The sequence below is a fragment of the Pseudomonas sp. N-137 genome (assembly GCF_034555295.1).
GTDB lineage: Bacteria > Pseudomonadota > Gammaproteobacteria > Pseudomonadales > Pseudomonadaceae > Aquipseudomonas > Aquipseudomonas rhizophila.
Map to the genome: position 1 here is coordinate 289,804 of NZ_JAXUDQ010000006.1, position 21,273 is coordinate 311,076.

Sequence of the window (21,273 nt, forward strand, 5' to 3'; positions counted from 1 at the left end):
GTTCGCACGGCGCGCGGTGAGTCGTCGTCATTGGGCAGTTTTGTTCAATACCGCCAGTGGCGTGCAATTTACCTTGAACGCCACCTCACGGACATGAAGAAGGTATGCAATGAGTCTGATTATTTCCATGGCGGCGTTTGCACTGGTCGCGTCCATCACTCCCGGGCCGGTGAATATTGTAGCCCTCAGTTCCGGGGCGCGATTCGGCTTTCGTGCCACCTTGCGTCACGTGGCCGGGGCCACCCTGGGGTTTGTCTTGCTGCTGGTGTTGATGGGGCTGGGGTTGCACGAAGTGCTGCAGCGCTGGCCCGGCCTCACGCGAGTGGTGCAACTGGGGGGCGTGGGTTTTCTGTTGTTCATGGCCTGGAAACTGGCGATGGACAACGGGCAGTTGGGCGTCGGAGACGAGGAGCGGGCGCCGTCGATGTTTTACGGCGCGTTGATGCAGTGGCTCAACCCCAAGGCGTGGCTGGCCTGTGTGGCTGGGATGGGAGCGTTCGTGGCCGATGGTGAGGCGCGGTTGGTGTGGCAGTTTGCGGCTATCTACCTGGTGATCTGTTATCTCTCGGTGGGCTGCTGGGCCTATGCCGGCAGTTTTCTGCGGGTCTGGCTGGGCAACCCGGCGACCATGCGCCTGTTCAATCGGACGATGGCGGCGTTGCTGGTGGTCAGTGCGGTGTATTTGTTGTTGCCTTGAGCCATCCCCGCGAAAGCAGGATCGGGAATCAACCGCGATATTGGCCCGGTGTGGCGGCCAGGTGTTGTTTGAACGCACGCTGGAAATGCGCCTGGTCGGCAAACCCGCTGTCCAGTGCGACATCGGCAATCAGCTTGCCTTCGCGTAACTGCCGACGGGCGAACTGGATCCGACGATTGACCAGGAAAGCATGGGGCGTCATGCCGTAATGGCGCTTGAAGGCCCGGCTCAGGTACGACGGCGAAAGTTGTGCGGCGGCGCAGATGTCTTCAAGTTTCAAGGCCTCGCTGCAATGGTCATGGATAAACTGCGCCGCTCGCATCAATCCCGGGTGGCTGCCACGGTCCGGGCGCCCGGCTGGGTTGAGCCGGTGTTGCAGGTCGATGAAAAACGCTTCGGCGGCGGCGTGTTTGCGGGCGATGTCGATCCGCTCATCCACCAGTTGGCCGTACAAACCCTGTAAGGCGGCAAACAGCTCGATGTCGCGGCTGTGGGTGGTGGCGAAGCCCTGAAAACCCAGGGTCTCGTCAAAGCCGATTCGGCGCTGCAAGTCCGTCAGCCACTGGGTGTCAACGTACAGCATTACATACGACCATGGCTGATCATTGATCGGGTTGCACGCATGGACATCGCCGGGGTTCATCAATACGACCGTACCGCTCTCTACCTGGAAATTCGATTGCTCATGCAGGTAGGTGCTGCGCCCGGCCGTGATCGCCCCGATGGAAAAGTGGTCATGGGAATGACGCGAATAGCAGACCTTGCGTCCATCGGCGATGCCCCGGGCTTCGATGAAGGGCAGCGCTGCATCACGCCAGAAACGTGGGGCGTCGTCGTGGGGGGCGGGCTTCATCGGTCGGCGTCCTCGTCTTGAACCTGTGTCGCAGTGTATTCGGCCCCGTCGAGAAATGCCTGTCTGATTTGGCCGTTCGGTTTGAAGAGGAGAGGGCCTGGGCTAGACTTCAACAAGCCCTCTCTATGGAGTTTCCGATGCTTGCGCCTGGTAAACCGGATAACGAAGCCGTTCGCCTCAAGAATTTGCACTCGCTCAAATTGCTCGACACTGCGCCCGAGGAGCGCTTCGACCGCCTGACTCGCCTTGCCCGGCGTTTGTTCGATGTGCCCATTGCGCTGGTGTCGCTGGTGGATGCCAACCGTCAGTGGTTCAAATCCAATGCAGGCCTGGACGCCAGTGAGTCCGGACGCGACGTTTCATTTTGTGCACACGCCATTTTGCAGGATCAGATTATGGAGGTTTGCGACGCGGAGCAGGACGAGCGGTTTCGCGACAACCCGTTTGTCACCGATAAACCCGGCATTCGTTTCTACGCCGGGCAGCCGTTGGCACTGGATGACGGCAGCAAGCTTGGAACCCTGTGCTTGCTGGACACCAAGCCGCGCAAGCTCAATGACGAAGAGCGCGAACTGCTGCGCGACTTGGCCAGCATGGCCGAGCAGGAAATGATTGCTGTGCAGATGGCGAGCATGGACGAACTGAGCTTGCTGTCCAATCGACGTGGTTTCAAGACGTTGGCCCAGCATGCGCTGAGCGTTTGCGAGCGCCTGTCGCGTCCGGCAACACTGCTGTTCTTCGACCTCAACGACTTCAAGCTCATCAACGACCGCTTCGGACACGTCGAGGGCGATACGGCACTAAAAACGTTTGCCGACGTGCTACGCATCGCCTTTCGCGAAAGTGATGTGATCGGTCGTTTGGGTGGCGATGAGTTCGTGGCGCTGCTCACCGGCTCTGCCCATGTCGAAACCTCGGCGATCATGGCGCGACTCAGGGAAATCCTTGATGAGCGCAATGCGATGTTGCAGCGTGGCTATGACATCCGTTTCAGCGTGGGCCAGATCGACTATGACCCGAAGCGTCATCAGTCCATCGACAGCCTTTTGGCGGATGCTGATGAGGCGATGTACATTCAAAAACAGGCTGGCTCGCGCTGACGGCGTCACATCAAGCCCTTATGTGTGCAGGTCCATCGTCATCGCGAGCAGGCTCGCTCCCACAGGGGATTTGTGGTTTGCCCGAAGTCTATGAGCAACTCGGAAAATGTGGGAGCGAGCCTGCTCGCGATAGCGGTGGCCCATTCAACACGAATGCAAGCTGACCCGCCGCCATGACCAGAGCGGAATAAAAAACGCCGCTTGTCCCTTTTCAGGACAAGCGGCGTTTTTACGCAGCGGATGTGACGTGAAGATTACTCTTCGATGTTACCCATGGCGGTGGTGTTGAAGCCGCCGTCCACGTACATGATTTCACCGCTGATGCCCGAGGCCAGGTCCGAGCACAGGAAGGCGCCGGCGTTGCCGACTTCCTCGATGGTGACGTTGCGACGCAGCGGAGTCTGCGCTTCGTTGGCGGCCAGCATTTTGCGGAAGTTCTTGATGCCGGAAGCGGCGAGGGTACGGATTGGACCGGCCGATACGCAATTGACGCGGGTGCCATCCGGGCCCAGGGAGCCGGCCAGGTAACGCACGCCTGCTTCCAGGGAAGCCTTGGCCATGCCCATCACGTTGTAGTTCGGCATGGTGCGCTCGGCGCCCAGGTACGACAGGGTCAGCAAGCTGCCGTTGCGGCCTTTCATCATTTCACGACCGGCTTTGGCCAGGGCCACGAAGCTGTAGGCGCTGATGTCGTGGGCAATGCGGAAGCCTTCGCGGGTGGTGGCTTCGGTGAAGTCGCCGTCCAGTTGATCGCCCGGGGCGAAGCCCACGGAGTGCACGATGCAGTCCAGGCCGTCCCACTTCTTGCTCAGTTCTTCGAAAACCTTGGCGATTTCTTCATCGCTGGCCACGTCGCACGGGAAGCACAGCTCAGGGCTCGAACCCCAGCCTTGTGCGAACTCTTCGACGCGACCCTTGAGTTTGTCGTTCTGATAAGTGAAGGCAAGCTCAGCGCCCTCGCGATGCATGGCGGCGGCGATGCCGGATGCGATGGACAGCTTGCTGGCGACACCGACGATCAGTACGCGCTTACCGGCGAGAAAACCCATGTGTTGCTCCTCTTTCAGGTTATTCGGCAGTTGTTGGGGCCAGGAAAGCGGCCTCCAGCAACTGCTGTGTATAGGGGTGTTGCGGCGCGGCGAATATGCTGCGGGCATCACCTTGTTCGACCACTTGGCCATGCTTGACCACCATCAACTGGTGGCTTAGCGCTTTGACGACAGCCAGGTCATGGCTGATAAACAGGTACGTCAGGTTGTACTTGGTTTGCAGCGACCGCAACAGCTCCACCACCTGGCGTTGCACGGTACGGTCCAGGGCCGACGTCGGTTCATCCAGCAGAATCAACGCCGGCTTGAGCACCAGGGCCCGGGCAATGGCGATACGCTGCCGCTGCCCTCCGGAAAATTCATGGGGGTAGCGGTTCCGGGTCTCCGGATCCAGGCCTACCTCCTTCAATGCCGCGATTATCGCTTGTTCCTGCTCGGCTGCGGTGCCGATCTTGTGGATCCGCAGGCCTTCGCCGACGATCTGGCTTACACACATCCGTGGGCTCAGGCTGCCGAACGGGTCCTGAAACACCACTTGCATCTCCCGGCGCAGTGGCCGGACCTGTTGCTGCGACAGGCAGTCCAGCTGCTTGCCTTCAAAGCGGATCCCCCCCTGGCTGCCGATCAACCGCAAGATCGCCAGCCCCAGGGTGGACTTGCCGGAGCCGCTTTCGCCAACGATACCCAGGGTCTGGCCCTGGGGCAGGCTGAAGCGGATACCGTCCACGGCCTTGATGTAGTCCACCGTGCGTTTGAACAGGCCTTTCTTGATCGGGAACCAGACTTTCAGGTCCTCGACCTGCAACAGCGGCGGGCCGACCACGTTGGTCGCCGGATTGCCGCTGGGTTCGGCGGCCAGCAGTTCCCGAGTGTACGGATGCTGCGGCGCGCGGAACAGCTCTTCGCACGATGCCTGTTCGACGATGCAACCGCGCTGCATGACACATACGCGATGAGCAATTCTTCGCACCAGGTTCAAATCGTGGCTGATCAACAGCAGCGACATGCCCAGCCGCGCCTGCAAATCCTTGAGTAATTCGAGGATTTTCAGCTGGACGGTGACGTCCAGTGCCGTGGTCGGTTCGTCGGCAATCAGCAGCTCTGGTTCGTTGGCCAGGGCCATGGCGATCATCACTCGCTGGCGCTGGCCACCGGACAGTTCGTGGGGCAGGGCCTTGAGGCGCTTGTGCGGCTCGGGGATGCCCACCAGTTCCAGCAACTCCAAGGTGCGACGGGTAGCGACCTTACCGGACAGCCCCTTGTGAATGCCCAGCACTTCATTGATCTGCTTCTCGATGCAATGCAGCGGATTGAGGGACGTCATCGGCTCCTGAAAGATCATCGCGATCCGGTTACCCCGGATGTGGCGGATAGTCTTTTCTTTCAACCCGAGCAAATCCTGGCCGGCGTACTGGATGGTCCCGCTTGGATGGTGGGCCAGCGGGTAGGGCAGCAACCGCAGGATCGAGTGGGCGGTCACCGACTTGCCTGAGCCGCTTTCGCCGACCAGAGCCATGGTTTCGCCACGCTTGATGTCAAAACTGACGCCTTCGACCACCCGTTGGCGACGTTCGCCGACGATGAACTCCACGGCCAAGTCGCGCACTTCGATCAGATTGTCCTGATTCATTTCACTTCCTCGGATCGAAGGCATCGCGAGCGGACTCGCCGATGAACACCAGCAGGCTCAGCATGATCGCCAGTACGGCAAACGCGCTGATGCCAAGCCACGGCGCCTGCAGGTTGGATTTGCCTTGGGCCACCAGTTCACCCAGGGACGGAGCGCCCGGAGGCAAGCCAAACCCGAGGAAATCCAGGGCCGTGAGGGTGCCGATGGCCCCGGTGAGGATGAACGGCATAAACGTCATGGTCGAGACCATGGCGTTGGGCAGGATGTGGCGGAACATGATCGCGCCGTTCTGCATGCCTAATGCCCGCGCGGCACGCACGTATTCCAGGTTGCGCCCGCGCAGGAACTCGGCGCGGACCACGTCCACCAGGCTCATCCAGGAGAACAGCAGCATGATGCCCAGCAACCACCAGAAGTTCGGCTGCACGAAGCTGGCCAGGATGATCAACAGGTAAAGCACCGGCAGCCCCGACCAGATCTCCAGGAAACGCTGGCCGGCCAGGTCGACCCATCCGCCGTAAAAGCCCTGCAAGGCGCCGGCGATCACGCCGATGATTGAGCTGAGGAGGGTCAGTGTCAGAGCGAACAGCACCGAAACACGGAAACCATAGATCACCCGGGCCAGCACATCGCGGCCCTGGTCGTCGGTGCCCAGCCAGTTGACCGAGGAGGGCGGTGCCGGGGCGGGGACCTTCAGGTCGTAATTGATGCTCTGGTAGCTGAACGGGATCGGTGCCCACAGCACCCACGCGTCCTTGGCGGCCAGCAGTTCGCGGATGTATGGGCTCTTGTAGTTGGCTTCCAGCGGAAATTCGCCGCCGAACGTGGTTTCCGGGTAGCGCTTGAGTGCCGGGAAGTACCAGCCGTCGTCGTAGTGCACCACCAGCGGCTTGTCATTGGCGATCAACTCGGCGCCCAGGCTGAGCCCGAACAGGATCAGGAACAGCCACAGCGACCACCAGCCACGCTTGTTGGCCTTGAACAGTTCGAAACGACGGCGATTGAGGGGGGACAGGTTCATCTCAATGCTCCCGGCTTTCGAAGTCGATGCGTGGATCGACAAAGGTGTAGGTCAGGTCACCGATCAGTTTCACCACCAGCCCCAGCAAGGTGAAGATGAACAGGGTGCCGAAGACCACCGGGTAGTCACGGTTGATTGCCGCCTCGAAACTCATCAAACCGAGGCCATCAAGGGAAAAAATAACCTCTACCAGCAACGAGCCGGTGAAGAAGATTCCGATGAACGCCGAAGGGAAGCCGGCAATCACCAGCAGCATGGCGTTGCGGAACACATGACCATAGAGCACCCGATTGCGGGTCAGGCCCTTGGCCTTGGCGGTGACCACGTACTGCTTGTTGATTTCATCGAGGAAGCTGTTCTTGGTCAGCAGGGTCATGGTGGCAAAGTTGCCGATCACCAGGGCCGTCACGGGCAAGGCCAGGTGCCAGAAATAGTCGAGGATCTTGCCGCCCATGCTCAGTTCGTCGAAATCGTTGGACGTCAGCCCCCGTAGCGGGAACCAGTTGAAATAGCTGCCGCCGGCAAACACCACGATCAGCAGGATGGCGAACAGGAACGCCGGGATGGCATAGCCGACGATGATCGCCGAACTCGTCCAGACGTCGAAATGACTGCCATGCCGCGTCGCCTTGGCGATCCCCAGCGGGATCGACACCAGGTACATGATCAGCGTACTCCACAGCCCTAGCGAGATGGAGACCGGCATTTTTTCCTTGATCAGGTCGATGACCTTGGCGTCTCGGAAAAAACTGTCACCGAAATCCAGGCGAGCGTAATTCTTGATCATGATCCACAGGCGTTCCGGCGCCGACTTGTCGAAGCCGTACATGCGCTCGATTTCCTTGACCAGCGCCGGGTCCAGCCCCTGGGCGCCGCGATAGGCGGAGCCGGCCACCGACACTTCAGCACCGCCACCGGCAATGCGGCTGGTGGCGCCTTCGAAACCTTCGAGTTTGGCGATCATCTGCTCCACCGGCCCGCCGGGCGCGGCCTGGATGATCACGAAGTTGATCAGCAGGATGCCAAACAGGGTCGGGATGATGAGCAATAGACGCCGAAAGATATAAGCCAGCATCGGTTACTCCACACTCGCCGGGGCGACGATTTTTTGCTCGATGACCTGTTTTTCCACCTCGATGGAAGGCTTGACCTCTGGCTTGACCCACCATGTGGTGGTGCCGATGTCGTAGGTCGGGGTGATTTTTGGATGGCCGATGTGGTTCCAGTAGGCTACGCGCCAGGTCTTGATGTGCCAGTTGGGGATCACGTAGTAGCCCCATTGCAACACCCGGTCCAGCGCCCGGGCGTGGGCCACCAGGCTCTTGCGTGAGTCGGCGTTGATCAGTTGCTCCACCAGTTGGTCGACGGCGGGGTCCTTCAGGCCCATGGTGTTGCGGCTGCCGGGATTATCGGCGGCGGCCGACATCCAGAACTCGCGCTGTTCGTTACCCGGCGAGCTGGACTGCGGGAAACTGCCCACGATCAGGTCGAAATCCCGCGAGCGCACGCGATTGATGTATTGGGACACGTCGACCCGGCGGATCACCAGTTCGATGCCCAGGTCACTGAGGTTACGCTTGAACGGCAGCAGCACCCGCTCGAATTCGGTCTGGGCCAGCAGGAACTCCAGCACCACGGGTTTGCCCTGGGCATCGACCATCTTGTCGTCGACGATGCGCCAGCCGGCCTCTTGCAGCAATTGATAGGCCTTGCGCTGCTGGTCACGAATCATGCCGCTGCCGTCGCATACCGAAGGCTGGAAGGCCTGGGTGAACACCTGCTCGGGGATCTTGCCACGCAACGGCTCGAGGATCTTCAGCTCGTCTTCGCCGGGCAGGCCGGTGGCGGCCATCTCCGAGTTTTCGAAATAACTGCGGGTGCGGGCGTAGGCACCGTGGAACAGTTGTTTGTTGGTCCATTCGAAGTCCAGCAGCAGGCTCAAGGCCTTGCGCACCCGCACGTCCTGGAAGACCGGGCGGCGCAGGTTGTAGACAAAGCCCTGCATGCCGGTGGGGTTGCCGTTGGGGATCTGTTCCTTGATCAGCCGGCCTTCGGTCACGGCCGGGATGTTGTAGGCGTTGGCCCAGTTCTTGGCAGCCATTTCCAGCCAGAAATCGAACTGCCCGGCCTTCAGTGCCTCGACCGCCACGGTGTTGTCGCGATAGTAGTCGGTGGTCAGCACGTCGAAGTTGTAGAAGCCGCGGTTGACCGGCAGGTCCTTGCCCCAATAGTCCTTCACGCGTTCATAGCGAATCGAGCGGCCAGCCTTCACTTCGGCGACCTTATACGGGCCGCTGCCGAGGGGGATCTCCAGGTTGCCCTTGTTGAATTCGCGTCCGGCCCACCAATGCTTGGGCAATACCGGCAGTTGGCCGAGGATCAGCGGCAATTCGCGGTTATTGGTGTGCTTGAACTTGAACAGCACCTTGAGCGGTTCTTCGGCGATGACTTCGGCCACGTCGTTGTAATAACCGCGGAACATCGGAGCGCCGTCCTTGGTCAAGGTCTGGAAGCTGAACACCACGTCCTCGGCGCGTACGGGACGGCCGTCGTTGAAGCGGGCTTCGGGCCGCAGGTAGAAGCGCACCCAGGCATTGTCCGGGGCCTTCTCGATTTTTTCGGCGATCAGGCCATATTCGGTGAAGGGTTCGTCCAGGCCTTGTTTGGCCAGGGTGTCGTAGATCAGGCCGATGTCATCGGCGGGGACCCCCTTGCTGATAAAAGGGTTGAGGCTGTCGAAGCCACCAAACCCGCCCTGACGAAAAATCCCGCCCTTGGGGGCGTCAGGGTTCACATAATCGAAATGCTTGAAGTCGGCCGGGTATTTCGGCGGCTCGTTGTACAAGGTCAAGGCGTGCTGCGGTGCGGCACAGGCCAGTCCGGCGAACAACAGGCCGCTGGCCTGCAGGAGCAGGGCGCGTAAAGGCTTCATTGATCTTTCTCCGAAGATTTCAGCCACCATGCGCTCAAACCCAGGGTGTAGGGCGGCGTAGTGACAAAGGCAAACCGGTTACGGTAGGCCAGGCGATGATAATTGAGATACCAGTTAGGGATGCAGTAGTGCTGCCACAGCAGCACACGGTCCAGGGCTTTGCCGGCGGCGACCTGTTCGTCACGGGTGCGGGCAGACAGGAGCTTTTCCAGCAGGTGATCGACCACCGGGTTGTTGATGCCGGCGTAGTTCTTGCTGCCCTTGACCCCCGCCTGGCTGGAATGGAAGTACTGCCATTGCTCAAGACCCGGGCTGAGGGTTTGCCCCAGGGTCAGCAGGATCATGTCGAAGTCGAACTGGTCCAGACGCTGCTTGTATTGAGCGCGATCCACCGTACGCAGGCGGGCCTGGATGCCGATGCTGGCGAGGTTTTCCACGTAGGGCTGCAGGATGCGCTCCAGGTTCGGGTTCACCAGCAGGATCTCGAAGCGCAGGGGCTGGCTGTCGGCGTTGAGCAGGCGCTGGCCGTGGATGGTCCACCCGGCTTCCTTCAGCAATCCCAGGGCTTTGCGCAGGGTTTCCCGGGGGATGCCCCGCCCGTCGGTCTTGGGCAGGCTGAAGGGTTGGGTGAACAATGCGGGCGGTAGTTGTTCCCGGTACGGCTTGAGCAGCAGCCATTCGTGGCCCACCGGAAGACCGCTGGCGGAGAATTCACTGTTGGGGTAGTAGCTGAGGGTGCGCTTGTAGGCACCGCTGAAGAGCGTGCGGTTGGTCCACTCGAAGTCGAACATCAGCCCCAGGGCTTCACGAACCTTGACCTGGGCGAACGTGCTGCGCCGGGTATTCATGAACAGACCCTGGGTCTGGGTCGGGATCTGGTGAGCAATCTGCGCCTTGATCACCTCGCCGCGATTGACCGCCGGGAACCGGTAGCCGTTGGCCCAGTTTTTGGCCTGGTGTTCAATGTAGATGTCGAATTCCCCGGCCTTGAAGGCTTCAAAAGCCACTTCACTGTCGCGGTAGAACTCCACGTCCATCCGGTCATAGTTGTATTTGCCGCGATTGACCGGCAGGTCCTTGCCCCAGTAATTCTTGACCCGCTCAAACACCAACTGGCGACCAGGCTGCACTTTGGTAATCCGGTAAGGGCCGCTGCCCAAGGGCGGTTCGAAGGTGGTGGCCTTGAAGTCGCGGTCTTTCCAGTAATGCTGGGGCAGCACCGGTAACTCACCCAGGCGCAGGATCAGCAGCGGGTTGCCCGTACGCTTGAACACAAAGCGGATTTTCAGCGGGTTGAGGATGTCGACCCGTAGCACTTCCTGAAGGTTGGTGCGGTACTGCGGATGACCTTCCTTGAGCAGCGTTCTGTAGGAGAACGCCACGTCATAGGCGGTAATCGGCACGCCGTCGTGGAAACGGGCTTCGGGTCTGAGGTTGAACACCACCCAACTGCGGTCTTCGCTGTATTCCACTGACCGGGCGATCAGGCCATAGCTCGACGTCGGCTCGTCGCCGGAAGGCGCATACTGACCGGTGCCAACCATCAGCGGTTCGTTCAGCTCGTTGATGCCGTATTGCAAGAAGTTGGGCGTGGAAACTGGGCTGCTGCCCTTGAAAGTATAGGGATTGAGCGTATCGAAGGTGCCAAATGCCATGACCCGCAAGATACCGCCCTTGGGCGCTTGCGGGTTGACCCAGTCGAAGTGGGTGAATCTGGCCGGGTACTTGAGCGTGCCGAACTGCGCATAACCATGGCTTTCGCTAATGGTTGCGCCGGCGGGAGAGCTCAAGGCCAGGCTGATCAGGAGCAGGAGGAGGGGACGTATCAAGTCTGAGATCCGATCCAGGCGGCTTGGGCTTTATGGCCCGTACAGTAACAGCTTGTATCGGCAGGAAAAAGGCGGGAGCCGAAAGCTTCAGGGATTACCCGAAACCGTGGCGAGGGAGCTTGCTCCCGCTGGGCTGCGAAGCAGCCCTCTCTTCAGTCAGGCTTAGTGCGGAGAGTAAACCGTCAGCATCTGCCCAGGCTTCAGTGCCTTGCCTACCCGTGGATTCCAGCGCTTGAGGTGCTGCATTTCCACGTTGAAGCGTTTGGCTACCACGTACAGCGAGTCGCCTTGCTTGACCTTGTACTGGGTTTGTTTCTTTTTATTCTTGCTGCTGGCAGCGACTACCGTGTTGACGCGTTTGCGGGTGTCTTGCATGACCAGGGTCTGGCCGATCTTGAGTTTGTTGCCGCTCAATCTGTTCCAGCGTTGCAAGTCTTTGATCTGAACGTTGTTGGCCTTGGCGATCAGCCCCAGGTTATCGCCACGCTTGACGCGATAGGTGCGCTTGGCGCCCGCCACCGTGCTTTCTTCGGCTGAGTCAAAAACCGGTTGGAGCGATCGTTTGCTGATCAGTTCTTCCGGACGCATGGTGGACAGGCTGGCGGTCAACAACTGGGCCTTGGACGTGGGCACCAGCAGGTGCTGCGGGCCATCGATGGTGGTGCGCTGCTTGAAAGCCGGGTTGAGCTGGAACAGCTCGTCTTCGTCGATGTCAGCCACCGCCGCGACTTTGGACAGGTCCATGCGCTGGTTGATCTCGACGACCTGGAAGTACGGTTCGTTGGCGATCGGGTTGAGGTTGACGCCGTAGGCCTCGGGAGAAAGTACGACCTGGGACAATGCCAGCAACTTCGGCACATAGGCCTGGGTTTCGCTGGGCAGCGGCAGGTTCCAGTAATCGGTGGGCAAGCCAAGTTTTTCGTTGCGCTCGATGGCGCGGCTGACCGTTCCCTCGCCTGCGTTGTAGGCAGCCAGCGCCAACAGCCAGTCGCCGTTGAACATGTCGTGCAGGCGCGTCAGGTAATCCATCGCGGCCGTGGTAGAGGCCGTGATGTCGCGACGCCCATCATAGAAGCGGGTCTGGCGCAGGTTGAAGTAGCGCCCCGTGGACGGGATGAACTGCCACAGGCCCACCGCATGGGCCCGGGAATAAGCCATGGGGTTGTAGGCGCTTTCGATCACCGGCAGCAGCGCCAGCTCCAGGGGCATGTTGCGTTCTTCAAGGCGTTCGACGATGTAATGAATGTACAGGCTGCCGCGTTCGCCGGCGTTTTCCAGAAAGGATGGATTGCTGGCGAACCACAGGCGTTGCTGCTCGATACGCGGGTTGACGCCGGCGGTTTCCTGCAGCTGGAAGCCCTGGCGCATACGCTCCCAGACGTCCTGAGGCACTTGAGGGACGGGTTTTTCAGTGAGCCAGATGGGCTTCTGTTTGGCGCGAGCGGCGATGTTCGGCGTGTGCGCCACATCGCTCTGCGGCACCTGGCTCGTGCTCTGGCAGCCCGCCAGGGTGGCGGACACAGCCACTGCGACAGCTTGAGCCAAGCGGGTCAATATGTCTGACTGGACGGACTTACGTATAGATGACGACATTGGCTGGAAGTAAGTTCCGGGCAAAAATGTCGGCCGATTCTAGGAAGCGCACCCCAACAGGTCAACCTTTCAGAATTTTTGTATCAAACGCCAGCGGCCTTAGAACTTATCTTTCCACGCCCTCAAGGCCGCAAAAACCTCACTCGGCGTCTGGTTACGCTGGCCGTTCCGTTCGTCTGCTTTTTGTTTAACGGATGTTTCAGCGGTACGCAGGAACGGATTGGTGAGCTTTTCAAGTGCCAGGGTCGAGGGCAGGGTCATGACGCCGGCGTTGCGTTGCTGGCTGACTTTTTCCAGGCGCGCGGCAATGTCCGGGTTGCCCGGCTCTACCGCAGCGGCGAATCTAAGATTGCTGAGGGTGTATTCATGGGTACAGTAGACCAGCGTATCCTCAGGCAGAGAGGCCAGGCGGCTGAGGGACTGATGCATTTGTGCAGGCGTGCCTTCGAAGAGTCGCCCACAACCGGCGGCAAACAGGGTGTCGCCACAGAACAGCAAGCCATGATGGTAATACGCGATATGCCCCAGGGTGTGGCCGGGTACGGCGTAGACATCGAAGTCCCAGCCGAGGACGCTGAGCTGGTCGTTGTCCTGCAGCGCCACGTCCCGCGCCGGGATGTTTTCACTGGCCGGGCCGTAGACGGTGGCGTGTGTCGCGTTTTTCAGTGCCTGGACGCCGCCGACATGGTCGTGATGATGGTGGGTGATCAGGATGTCGCTCAGGACCCAGCCTGGATGGGCGTCGAGCCAGGCCTGCACCGGCGTGGCGTCGCCGGGGTCGACGACGGCGCAGCGTTGAGTGGCGTGGTCCTGTAACAACCAGATGTAGTTATCGGTGAACGCGGGCAGGGCACTGATCTGTATCATCGCGGAATTCGCCAAGCAGAAAACAAAGGCGCATCTTAGAACTTCCTGACGCGTTGGAGAATGCAATGACCGATGAAGCGTTCGCTCAGGCTGATCCCGACTGGCTTGCGTTGATCAGCGCCGCTCGTGAGTGGCTGTCCGGCCCTGTCGGGCAATTTTTGCTGGAAGAGGAGCGGCGCATGCTCGAAGACGAGCTGGGCCGTTTCTTTGGTGGCTATCTGGTGCACTACGGGCCTTCGGCGCAGACCCCGCCGTCGGCGCCGCAGGTTCAGCGCAATGTGCGCCTGGGGGCACCATTGCCTGGCGTGGAGATCGTTTGCGAAGAGCAGGCCTGGCCGTTGAGCGAGCATGCCGCCGATGTGGTGGTGATGCAGCACGGGCTGGATTTCTGTCTCTCCCCGCACGGGCTGCTGCGCGAAGCCGCCAGCAGCGTCCGTCCTGGCGGGCATCTGCTGATCATTGGCATCAATCCCTGGAGCAGTTGGGGGTTGCGTCACGTGTTCGCTCACGATGCTTTGCGTCAGGCTCGCTGCATCTCGGCGTCAAGGGTCGGTGACTGGCTCAACCTGCTGGGCTTCGCGCTGGAGAAACGCCGCTTCGGATGCTATCGTCCGCCGCTTGCGTCGCCCAAGTGGCAGGCCCGTCTGGCCGGCTGGGAGCGCAAGGCCGGTGAGTGGCAACTGTCCGGCGGCGGCTTCTATTTATTGGTGGCGCGCAAGATTGCGGTCGGGCTGCGCCCGGTTCGTCAGGCGCGACGCGAGCCGATGGGCAAGCTGATTCCCTTGCCGATGGCCAAGGTCAATCGTCGCCACATCGAGCCTTAACCCTTTTCTGATGGTCTGGCGGCATTTCGGTTGCGGGCATTGTCGTTCCCGTCCGGCAGGCCTTTGCATTTTTTTCTGGATGGATTGGCATGAGCGATAGCGTAGAACTCTTCACTGACGGCGCCTGCAAGGGCAATCCCGGCCCGGGTGGCTGGGGGGCGCTGCTGGTATGCAAGGGTGTCGAGAAGGAACTCTGGGGCGGTGAAACCAATACCACCAACAACCGTATGGAGCTGATGGGCGCTATTCGGGGTCTGGAAGAGCTTAAGCGGCCTTGCGACGTATTGCTGGTGACCGACTCGCAATATGTGATGAAAGGCATCAATGAGTGGATGGCCAACTGGAAGAAGCGTGGCTGGAAAACCGCTGCGAAAGAGCCGGTGAAGAACGCCGATCTGTGGAAACTGCTCGACGAGCAGGTCAACCGTCACAACGTTACCTGGAAATGGGTGCGCGGCCATATCGGCCATCACGGTAACGAACGGGCCGACCAGTTGGCCAACCGTGGGGTGGATGAGGTGCGGGGTTTCAAGCAGGCCTGATACGAGTGGTGTCGGGGCCTGAACAGGATGATCTGTGGCGAGTGAGCTTGTGTGGTAGCAAAGCTTGCTCGCGACACAGGCGCCCTGGTTTTCCTGAAAGACCGCATTATCTTCATCGCGAGCAAGCTTTGCTCCCACAGCTTCGCTCCCATAAGCCAGGTTTCAGGTAAGTCCCCTCGTTACCGGAGCGTGTTAACATCGCCGCTTTTGCAAGCATGCCCGTTGAGAGCTGAACACTGATGGCCAACAGATCTGTTGTACTGGATACCGAAACCACCGGCATGCCGGTGACCGATGGTCACCGGATTATCGAAATCGGCTGTGTCGAGCTGATCGGCCGACGCCTGACCGGTCGCCATTTCCATGTTTACCTGCAACCGGACCGCGAAAGTGATGAAGGCGCCATCGGCGTCCACGGCATCACCAACGAGTTCCTGGTGGGCAAGCCGCGCTTCGCTGAAGTGGCCGATGAGTTCTTCGAGTTCATCCAGGGTGCGCAGCTGATCATCCATAACGCGGCGTTCGACGTTGGCTTCATCAACAACGAGTTTGCCCTGATGGGGCAGCACGACCGGGCCGATATCACCCGGCACTGCACCATCCTCGATACCTTGATGATGGCTCGGGAACGGCACCCGGGGCAGCGCAACAGCCTCGATGCCTTGTGCAAGCGCTACGGCGTCGACAACTCCGGTCGTGAACTGCACGGCGCCTTGCTCGACTCGGAGATTCTCGCCGACGTCTACCTGACCATGACGGGTGGCCAGACCAGCCTGTCCCTGGCCGGCAACGCCTCCGATGGCAATGGCACGGGTGAGGGTTCAGGTAACCAGGCAACGGAAATCCGTCGTTTGCCCGCTGACCGCACGCCAGGCCGGATCCTTCGCGCCAGCGAAAACGACCTGGCCGAACATGCCGCGCGTCTGGAAGCTATCGCCAAATCTGCCGGTGCTCCGGCACTGTGGACGCAACTGGTCGAATCCCAGGCCGCGGCGAACTGATCTTGCGCCACGGTCGTACCCTTTGTGGGAGCGAGCCTGCTCGCAATGCAGGCGGCTCGGTCTGTCTGTTGGACCATGGAGATCCCATCGCGAGCAGGCTCGCTCCCACAAGGGCAGTCTTCATTCATTTCTCGCCACAATCGCCAGTACCTTCTAACCTGAGGTAACGGGCAGGCTACGGATACCCGCTTGATGTATGAAGTTTCGAGAGGCAAGGGCAATGGATGGCAGAGCGCCGTTGGTTGTCTCAAGGAATGAGGACTTTTCCCAGTATGCAGCCGGTCATGAATCCCAAGCACCCCGGCCTGTCGGTGCGTGTCGTCGATGACGGCTTTGCCGCCTACATCTGGGGCAGCGACTTCAGTTTCGAGGTCAGCGCCTATGGGACGGCGCAGGTGGGTCGGCCGGTGAGCCAATGGCCAGTGACGCCCATTGCCCCTTATCGTAAATGCTATGGCATCGATCCTGAGGAATTCAGCAGTTTCCGGGACGCTCCGGACAGCGAGATCTTCATGGCTTACCTCGATGACCAACCGGTAGGGCATCTGGTGGTAAGTACCAACTGGAACGGTTTTGCCCACATCGATGAGCTTGCCGTGCATGCCCCGGCCCGTCGCCACGGTGTGGCCAGGGCATTGCTGGACGTCGCTCATTTCTGGAGCCGCAAGAAAAAACTGCCGGGCATCATGCTCGAAACCCAGAACAACAATCTGGGCGCGTGCCGGCTCTATGAGCGTTGCGGTTACGTGCTGGGCGGGATCGATCACCTGCGCTATCGCGGCATTGACCGTCATACCGCCGAGGTGGCGTTGTTCTGGTACCGGTTGTTCGACGATCCACTGGGCATGGCGATCAGTGGCCCAACAGCGCCTCGGCTTGTTCCGTAATCAGTTCCAGCAGCGACTGGAGGGTGGGAGAGGTCGCCGTGCCATTCAGACTCAGCGCATACAGGCAGATGGGAATGGCGGGCGATACCGGGCATACGTCCAGCCCGCCGTCCTTGGCACCTGAAGCGGTGAAGGGGTCGACGATGGCAAGCCCTTCACCAGCCTCGACCATGGCGCGCATCATCTGATGGGTCTGTACGCGGATCTGGATGACCGGCGCGGGGCGTAGCGCCGCCAGCTTATGGTCGAACGCAGGGCTCAGCGGGTCGTGGCCATCCAGGCCCACCAGCGACTGGCCGGCCAGATCCTGAACCGAAATGTATTTTTGCCGCGGTTGCAGCCAGCCGTGGGGCGCCAGCAATTGCAGTTTGCCCTGGGCGATCATCTGGCACTGGATGTCGGAGTGTTCGGGGTCGTGCAGACTAAGGCCCAAGTCACTGTCGCGCAGCAGAAGGCTCTGAACAATGTCTCGGGTCGGTTGGCTGAGCAGGGTGCAAGGGGCGTCCGGATGGCGTCGACGCAGGGCAGCGATACTTTGAGGCAGTAACTGCTGGGCCAGCGGTGGGGTGCAAATGATGCGCAGGGGCGGCGCCTGATAGTGTTTCAGGCTGCTGGCCAGGCGTTGCACCGGTTCGAGGGTGTCATACACGCGGGTGATGCCGTCGCGCAACTCAAGGGCTTCGCGAGTCGCCTGCAATCGCCCGCGCACACTGGCAAACAGCATGAAACCCAACTGCAGCTCGGCATCGCGCAGCGTCGCCTCCACCTCTGCCACCGGTAATTGCAGCCATTCAGCCGCCGTGCCGAGGTGGCCGGTCTGCAACAGCGCCTGGATCACTTCGATGTGGCGTAAACGCATGCAAGCAGTCCATGTTGGGCGGGAGAGCCATTGAGTGGCTGAATCCTAACCCAAGTCCGGGCATGACTTCTGCTCATAACAACAGGTTATGAGGCAATTAGCGTTTCAGCGGGCGTTTGAGCGGGCGGTAGCGTTTCCGGTTCGCGGGTTAATTCAATCTGGGACTGCACCAGCATGAATTTGCCGTCTTCGAGTTGGTTGACGCGATCTCCGATCGCCAGCTTGAAAGTCGTCACAGGCTCCTTGCCGTTACCGTCGGGCGACGGGGTCGATTCTTGGTATTCATGCACTGAATAGACGCGACCTTCGGCGTCCCGCGCATGAAATTGTCCGACAAGTACTGCTGCCATTGCTTAGAACCTCTGGAAATAAATCACTCGATTTGCGGTTCTGTAGACCTTGGTCAAGCGCGGTAAGTTTTCCTACATGAAAAAAATAGTCCAGAAGGAAGGTTTTCGGTTCTCCGCTGGTCCAATTGTTCGCCCGATCATCTATAAATGGGGCTCCCTTGAACCCATCGTCGAGAAGTGTCCAATGAGTAATGTCTACACCGTGGCCGTTTTAGTGGGGAGCCTGCGCAAGGCTTCGATCAATCGCAAGCTGGCTCTGGCCCTGGCGGATCTGGCGCCGAGCAACCTGAAGCTGGAAATCATCGAGATAGGCGACCTGCCGCTCTACAACGAAGATATTGACGTCACACCCCCACCAGCCTACAGCACTTTCCGTGAGCAGGTTGGCGCGGCCGACGCATTGCTGTTTGTCACGCCTGAATACAACCGCTCGGTTCCGGCCCCGATGAAAAATGCCATTGACGTCGGCTCGCGGCCTTACGGCAAGAGCTGCCTGAGCGGTAAACCGGGTGCGGTGATCAGTGCCTCGCCGGGAGCCATGGGTGGTTTCGGTGCCAATCATCATTTGCGCCAGTCCCTGGTTTTCCTCGATGTGCCTTGCATGCAACAGCCGGAGGCTTATCTGGCCGGTGCGGGGAGCGCGTTCGATGAGCAGGGCGAGCTGTCTGAGTCGGTGAGGCCGTTTCTGCAGAAATTCATTGATGCCTATGGCAAGTGGGTTGAACAGCACAAAAAGGCCTGATGCCCGGCATTTTCAGGCATGCATAGCGGGTGAGGGGTTTATCCCCTCGCCACAAGGCGACCCTTCTTTTCCCCTACTAAATCCCTTCTTTCAAGGCTGTTGCGCATGCTCCTCGCGTCGTTGATTTTTCTGCTGACCATTACACTGGTGATCTGGCAACCCAAGGGCCTCGGTGTTGGCTGGAGTGCAACGCTCGGTGCGCTGCTGGCGTTGTTGAGCGGGGTGGTGCAGGTCGGTGACATTGCCCTGGTGTGGCAGATCATCTGGAACGCCACCGGTACGTTTATCGCGCTGATCATCATCAGCCTGTTGCTGGACGAGGCTGGGTTCTTCGCCTGGGCCGCCTTGCATGTGGCCCGCTGGGGCCGAGGCAGCGGGCGCAAGCTGTTTGCGTTCATGGTGCTGCTGGGCGCGCTGGTGTCGGCTTTGTTCGCCAATGACGGCGCGGCGTTGATCCTGACGCCCATCGTGATTTCGATGCTGCTGGCCTTGCGTTTTTCTCCGGCGGCAACCCTGGCATTCGTGATGGGCGCCGGCTTCATTGCCGATAGCGCGAGCCTGCCGCTGGTGGTGTCGAACCTGGTGAACATCGTCTCAGCCGACTTCTTCGGCATTGGCTTCAACCGTTACGCGGCGGTCATGGTGCCGGTGAACCTGGTCAGCGTCGCGGCCAGCCTGGCGATATTGCTGTGGTTCTTTCGCCGCGACATCCCGCGCGACTATGACCCGCATCAACTGGATGCCCCGGCGAGTGCCATCCACGACAGGGCCACCTTCTTCGCGGGCTGGGCGGTGTTGGCGATTCTGCTGCTTGGTTGCTTCGCCCTCGAGCCGTTGGGCATTCCCATCAGCGCGATTTCGGCGGTCTGCGCCGCGTTATTGCTGGCCGTCGCGGCCCGCGGTCACAAAATCTCCACTCGCAGGGTCATGAAGGAGGCACCGTGGCAAATCGTGATCTTCTCCCTGGGCATGTATCTGGTGGTCTATGGCTTGCGCAATGCGGGGCTGACTGGCTACCTGGCGCAATGGCTCGACGGTTTCGCCGCCTATGGTGTGTGGGGGGCGGCCATGGGCACCGGGCTGTTGACGGCTTTGCTCTCGTCGATCATGAACAACCTGCCGACGGTGCTGATCGGCGCCTTGTCCATCGATGCCAGTCAGGCCACCGGTGTGGTAAAGGAGGCGATGATCTACGCCAACGTCATCGGCAGCGACCTGGGCCCGAAAATCACTCCGATCGGCAGCCTGGCGACTTTGCTTTGGCTGCACGTGCTGGCGCGCAAGGACATCCGGATTGGCTGGGGGTACTACTTCAAGGTCGGGATTGTGCTGACCGTGCCGGTGTTGTTGGTGACGTTGGCGGCGTTGGCGTTGCGGTTGTCCATTTAGACCGCGTTGGCTTTATCGCGAGCAGGCTCGCTCCCACATCGATGCAGTGTTGCCATTGAGATTGCAAACGCCGCGGTCACTGTGGGAGCGAGCCTGCTCGCGATGAGGTCCGGACAGACGCCGTCCATCTCACCCATTCCCCGGCACATCCGGCCAACGATCCGCCACCAGGAACGCTCGCTCGGTTTCTTCCCACTCACCCTCGGCATTTTCACTCAGGCGCACCATCAATTGTGCGGGGGCCATGGGGTCGAGGGCCATTCGCCAGGCATCCAGTTGCCCGGCGCTCCAGGTCTGGTCCGCCGGATAATGGGCCGGGGCCAGCCAGCCAGCCCGGGGCAGGGGTTGCCAGCGCCCCGGCGGACGCTGGGCAACGAACGCCGGCCAGTCCCGCTGATGCAGCCACCTTCCGCGCAAATGCCTGGGATGGGCGCCGGTTGGGGGTTCGGCATGGCCGGGCCACGGGTAAAGCAGATAGCCGCCTAGCCAGAGTTCCGAGCGAAACAGCTCGATGCCCGAGGGTTCAATGCCCAGCGTTGCCAGGGCCTCTCGGCTTTCCGGGCGAGCGGAGATTGGTAGCTGGTGTTCGCGCAAGTGCGCCAGTTTAAGGTCGAGCCGGTCATGGCAGCCCGGGCCGAGCCATTGTGCGGTGTCCTGCCCGTGGCCGTTTTGCGGCCCGAGGTACAACTTGATCGCCAGTTCCAGGTGGTGGATGCCGTCGCCATCGCGCAGCAGCAGGTCCAGTTCACCCAGGGTCTGGCCCTGGTGGCGGATCGGCAGGTTGGCGGCGACCAGCTCAATGCCCGGCGCGTGCTGCACCGCAAACTGCCACAACCGTTCGTAATACAGACCCAGGCGCCGGGTTCTGCCCTGGGACAGGCAATGCAGTAACGGATAGCTGTCGCGGTCCAGTTGTCGCAGCCACTGTTCCAGTTGATGAGGCTGTTGCACCCAGTCGCTGCCGGTCAGGGGATGGCGTTGGGGCCAGGGCGTGTCGATCAGCATCGGCGGGGCAAGGATCGCCCACGCCAGGTCGCGCACTTCGGGATGGCGCAGGCGGCGGGGCAAGTCGAGCAGTTCGGGGAACAGGATCATTTTGCGAGCATAG

At 60.5% G+C, this 21,273-nt stretch carries 20 protein-coding genes; 8 read left to right on the top strand and 12 right to left on the bottom strand.

All coding sequences use genetic code 11. The features are described from left to right. Positions 1–109: 109 nt before the first annotated feature. On the top strand, positions 110–697 hold the full coding sequence (locus T3A99_RS03630; RefSeq protein WP_274090121.1) for a LysE family translocator: 588 nt from the start codon (positions 110–112) through the stop codon (positions 695–697). A 28-nt stretch (positions 698–725) separates the two neighbouring features. Here T3A99_RS03630 and T3A99_RS03635 read toward each other — a convergent pair whose 3' ends face one another. Further along, positions 726–1,550: a helix-turn-helix transcriptional regulator gene (locus T3A99_RS03635; protein WP_305465983.1), complete on the bottom strand. Its 825-nt coding sequence runs from the start codon at positions 1,548–1,550 to the stop codon at positions 726–728. A 137-nt stretch (positions 1,551–1,687) separates the two neighbouring features. Between T3A99_RS03635 and T3A99_RS03640 the strand changes: the two genes are divergently transcribed. After that, positions 1,688–2,650 carry a sensor domain-containing diguanylate cyclase gene (locus tag T3A99_RS03640; protein ID WP_322834130.1) on the top strand — a complete coding sequence of 321 codons (963 nt, stop codon included), beginning with the start codon at positions 1,688–1,690 and terminating at the stop codon, positions 2,648–2,650. 254 nt (positions 2,651–2,904) lie between these two features. Here T3A99_RS03640 and fabI read toward each other — a convergent pair whose 3' ends face one another. From fabI to gloB, 8 genes are all read right to left on the bottom strand, one after another. After that, on the bottom strand, positions 2,905–3,699 hold the full coding sequence (gene fabI, locus T3A99_RS03645; RefSeq protein ID WP_003202751.1) for an enoyl-ACP reductase FabI: 795 nt from the start codon (positions 3,697–3,699) through the stop codon (positions 2,905–2,907). A 19-nt stretch (positions 3,700–3,718) separates the two neighbouring features. Beyond that, on the bottom strand, positions 3,719–5,329 hold the full coding sequence (locus T3A99_RS03650) for an ABC transporter ATP-binding protein (protein WP_076384417.1): 1,611 nt from the start codon (positions 5,327–5,329) through the stop codon (positions 3,719–3,721). A gap of 1 nt (position 5,330) precedes the next feature. Then, positions 5,331–6,350, bottom strand: coding sequence for an ABC transporter permease (locus tag T3A99_RS03655; RefSeq protein ID WP_047225759.1), 1,020 nt, complete (start codon positions 6,348–6,350; stop codon positions 5,331–5,333). Between the two features lies 1 nt (position 6,351). Next, a complete protein-coding gene (locus tag T3A99_RS03660) occupies positions 6,352–7,425 on the bottom strand; it encodes a microcin C ABC transporter permease YejB (RefSeq protein ID WP_047225760.1) in 1,074 nt (357 codons plus the stop codon). Positions 7,426–7,428: 3 nt separating this feature from the next. Continuing rightward, complete coding sequence (locus T3A99_RS03665; protein ID WP_322833949.1) at positions 7,429–9,282, bottom strand: extracellular solute-binding protein; 1,854 nt, start codon at positions 9,280–9,282, stop codon at positions 7,429–7,431. Next, the gene (locus T3A99_RS03670) at positions 9,279–11,111 is read right to left on the bottom strand and encodes an extracellular solute-binding protein (protein ID WP_076384419.1); all 1,833 of its coding nucleotides are present in this window, start codon (positions 11,109–11,111) and stop codon (positions 9,279–9,281) included. Before T3A99_RS03670 ends, T3A99_RS03665 begins: the two co-directional genes overlap by 4 nt. A gap of 162 nt (positions 11,112–11,273) precedes the next feature. Beyond that, positions 11,274–12,704, bottom strand: coding sequence for a transglycosylase SLT domain-containing protein (locus T3A99_RS03675; protein ID WP_274090120.1), 1,431 nt, complete (start codon positions 12,702–12,704; stop codon positions 11,274–11,276). Between the two features lie 99 nt (positions 12,705–12,803). Next, a complete protein-coding gene (gloB, locus tag T3A99_RS03680) occupies positions 12,804–13,571 on the bottom strand; it encodes a hydroxyacylglutathione hydrolase (protein ID WP_076384423.1) in 768 nt (255 codons plus the stop codon). A 65-nt stretch (positions 13,572–13,636) separates the two neighbouring features. Between gloB and T3A99_RS03685 the strand changes: the two genes are divergently transcribed. The 4 genes from T3A99_RS03685 (at position 13,637) to T3A99_RS03700 (ending at position 16,825) form a co-directional block, all read left to right on the top strand. Beyond that, positions 13,637–14,395, top strand: coding sequence for a class I SAM-dependent methyltransferase (locus tag T3A99_RS03685; protein ID WP_047225765.1), 759 nt, complete (start codon positions 13,637–13,639; stop codon positions 14,393–14,395). A gap of 89 nt (positions 14,396–14,484) precedes the next feature. Next, complete coding sequence (gene rnhA, locus T3A99_RS03690; protein WP_047225766.1) at positions 14,485–14,937, top strand: ribonuclease HI; 453 nt, start codon at positions 14,485–14,487, stop codon at positions 14,935–14,937. 239 nt (positions 14,938–15,176) lie between these two features. Beyond that, on the top strand, positions 15,177–15,938 hold the full coding sequence (gene dnaQ / locus T3A99_RS03695) for a DNA polymerase III subunit epsilon (RefSeq protein ID WP_047225767.1): 762 nt from the start codon (positions 15,177–15,179) through the stop codon (positions 15,936–15,938). A 272-nt stretch (positions 15,939–16,210) separates the two neighbouring features. Further along, entirely contained in the window at positions 16,211–16,825 is a 615-nt protein-coding gene (locus tag T3A99_RS03700; RefSeq protein WP_047225768.1) for a GNAT family N-acetyltransferase, read from the top strand. Here the strand turns inward: T3A99_RS03700 and T3A99_RS03705 are convergent. Together T3A99_RS03705 and T3A99_RS03710 are read right to left on the bottom strand one after the other, a co-directional pair. Next, on the bottom strand, positions 16,791–17,684 hold the full coding sequence (locus tag T3A99_RS03705; RefSeq protein ID WP_047225769.1) for a LysR substrate-binding domain-containing protein: 894 nt from the start codon (positions 17,682–17,684) through the stop codon (positions 16,791–16,793). The two genes, T3A99_RS03700 and T3A99_RS03705, sit on opposite strands and share 35 nt — an antisense overlap. An 86-nt stretch (positions 17,685–17,770) precedes the next feature. Beyond that, positions 17,771–18,034, bottom strand: coding sequence for a hypothetical protein (locus tag T3A99_RS03710; protein ID WP_047225770.1), 264 nt, complete (start codon positions 18,032–18,034; stop codon positions 17,771–17,773). Positions 18,035–18,218: 184 nt separating this feature from the next. Between T3A99_RS03710 and T3A99_RS03715 the strand changes: the two genes are divergently transcribed. Beyond that, the gene (locus T3A99_RS03715; RefSeq protein WP_047225771.1) at positions 18,219–18,776 is read left to right on the top strand and encodes an NADPH-dependent FMN reductase; all 558 of its coding nucleotides are present in this window, start codon (positions 18,219–18,221) and stop codon (positions 18,774–18,776) included. A 105-nt stretch (positions 18,777–18,881) separates the two neighbouring features. Beyond that, positions 18,882–20,165: an arsenic transporter gene (locus T3A99_RS03720; RefSeq protein ID WP_107322357.1), complete on the top strand. Its 1,284-nt coding sequence runs from the start codon at positions 18,882–18,884 to the stop codon at positions 20,163–20,165. A 129-nt stretch (positions 20,166–20,294) separates the two neighbouring features. On the opposite strand, the gene T3A99_RS03725 is transcribed toward T3A99_RS03720, so the two are convergent. Beyond that, entirely contained in the window at positions 20,295–21,260 is a 966-nt protein-coding gene (locus T3A99_RS03725) for a DUF1853 family protein (protein WP_322833950.1), read from the bottom strand. Positions 21,261–21,273 lie beyond the last annotated feature (13 nt).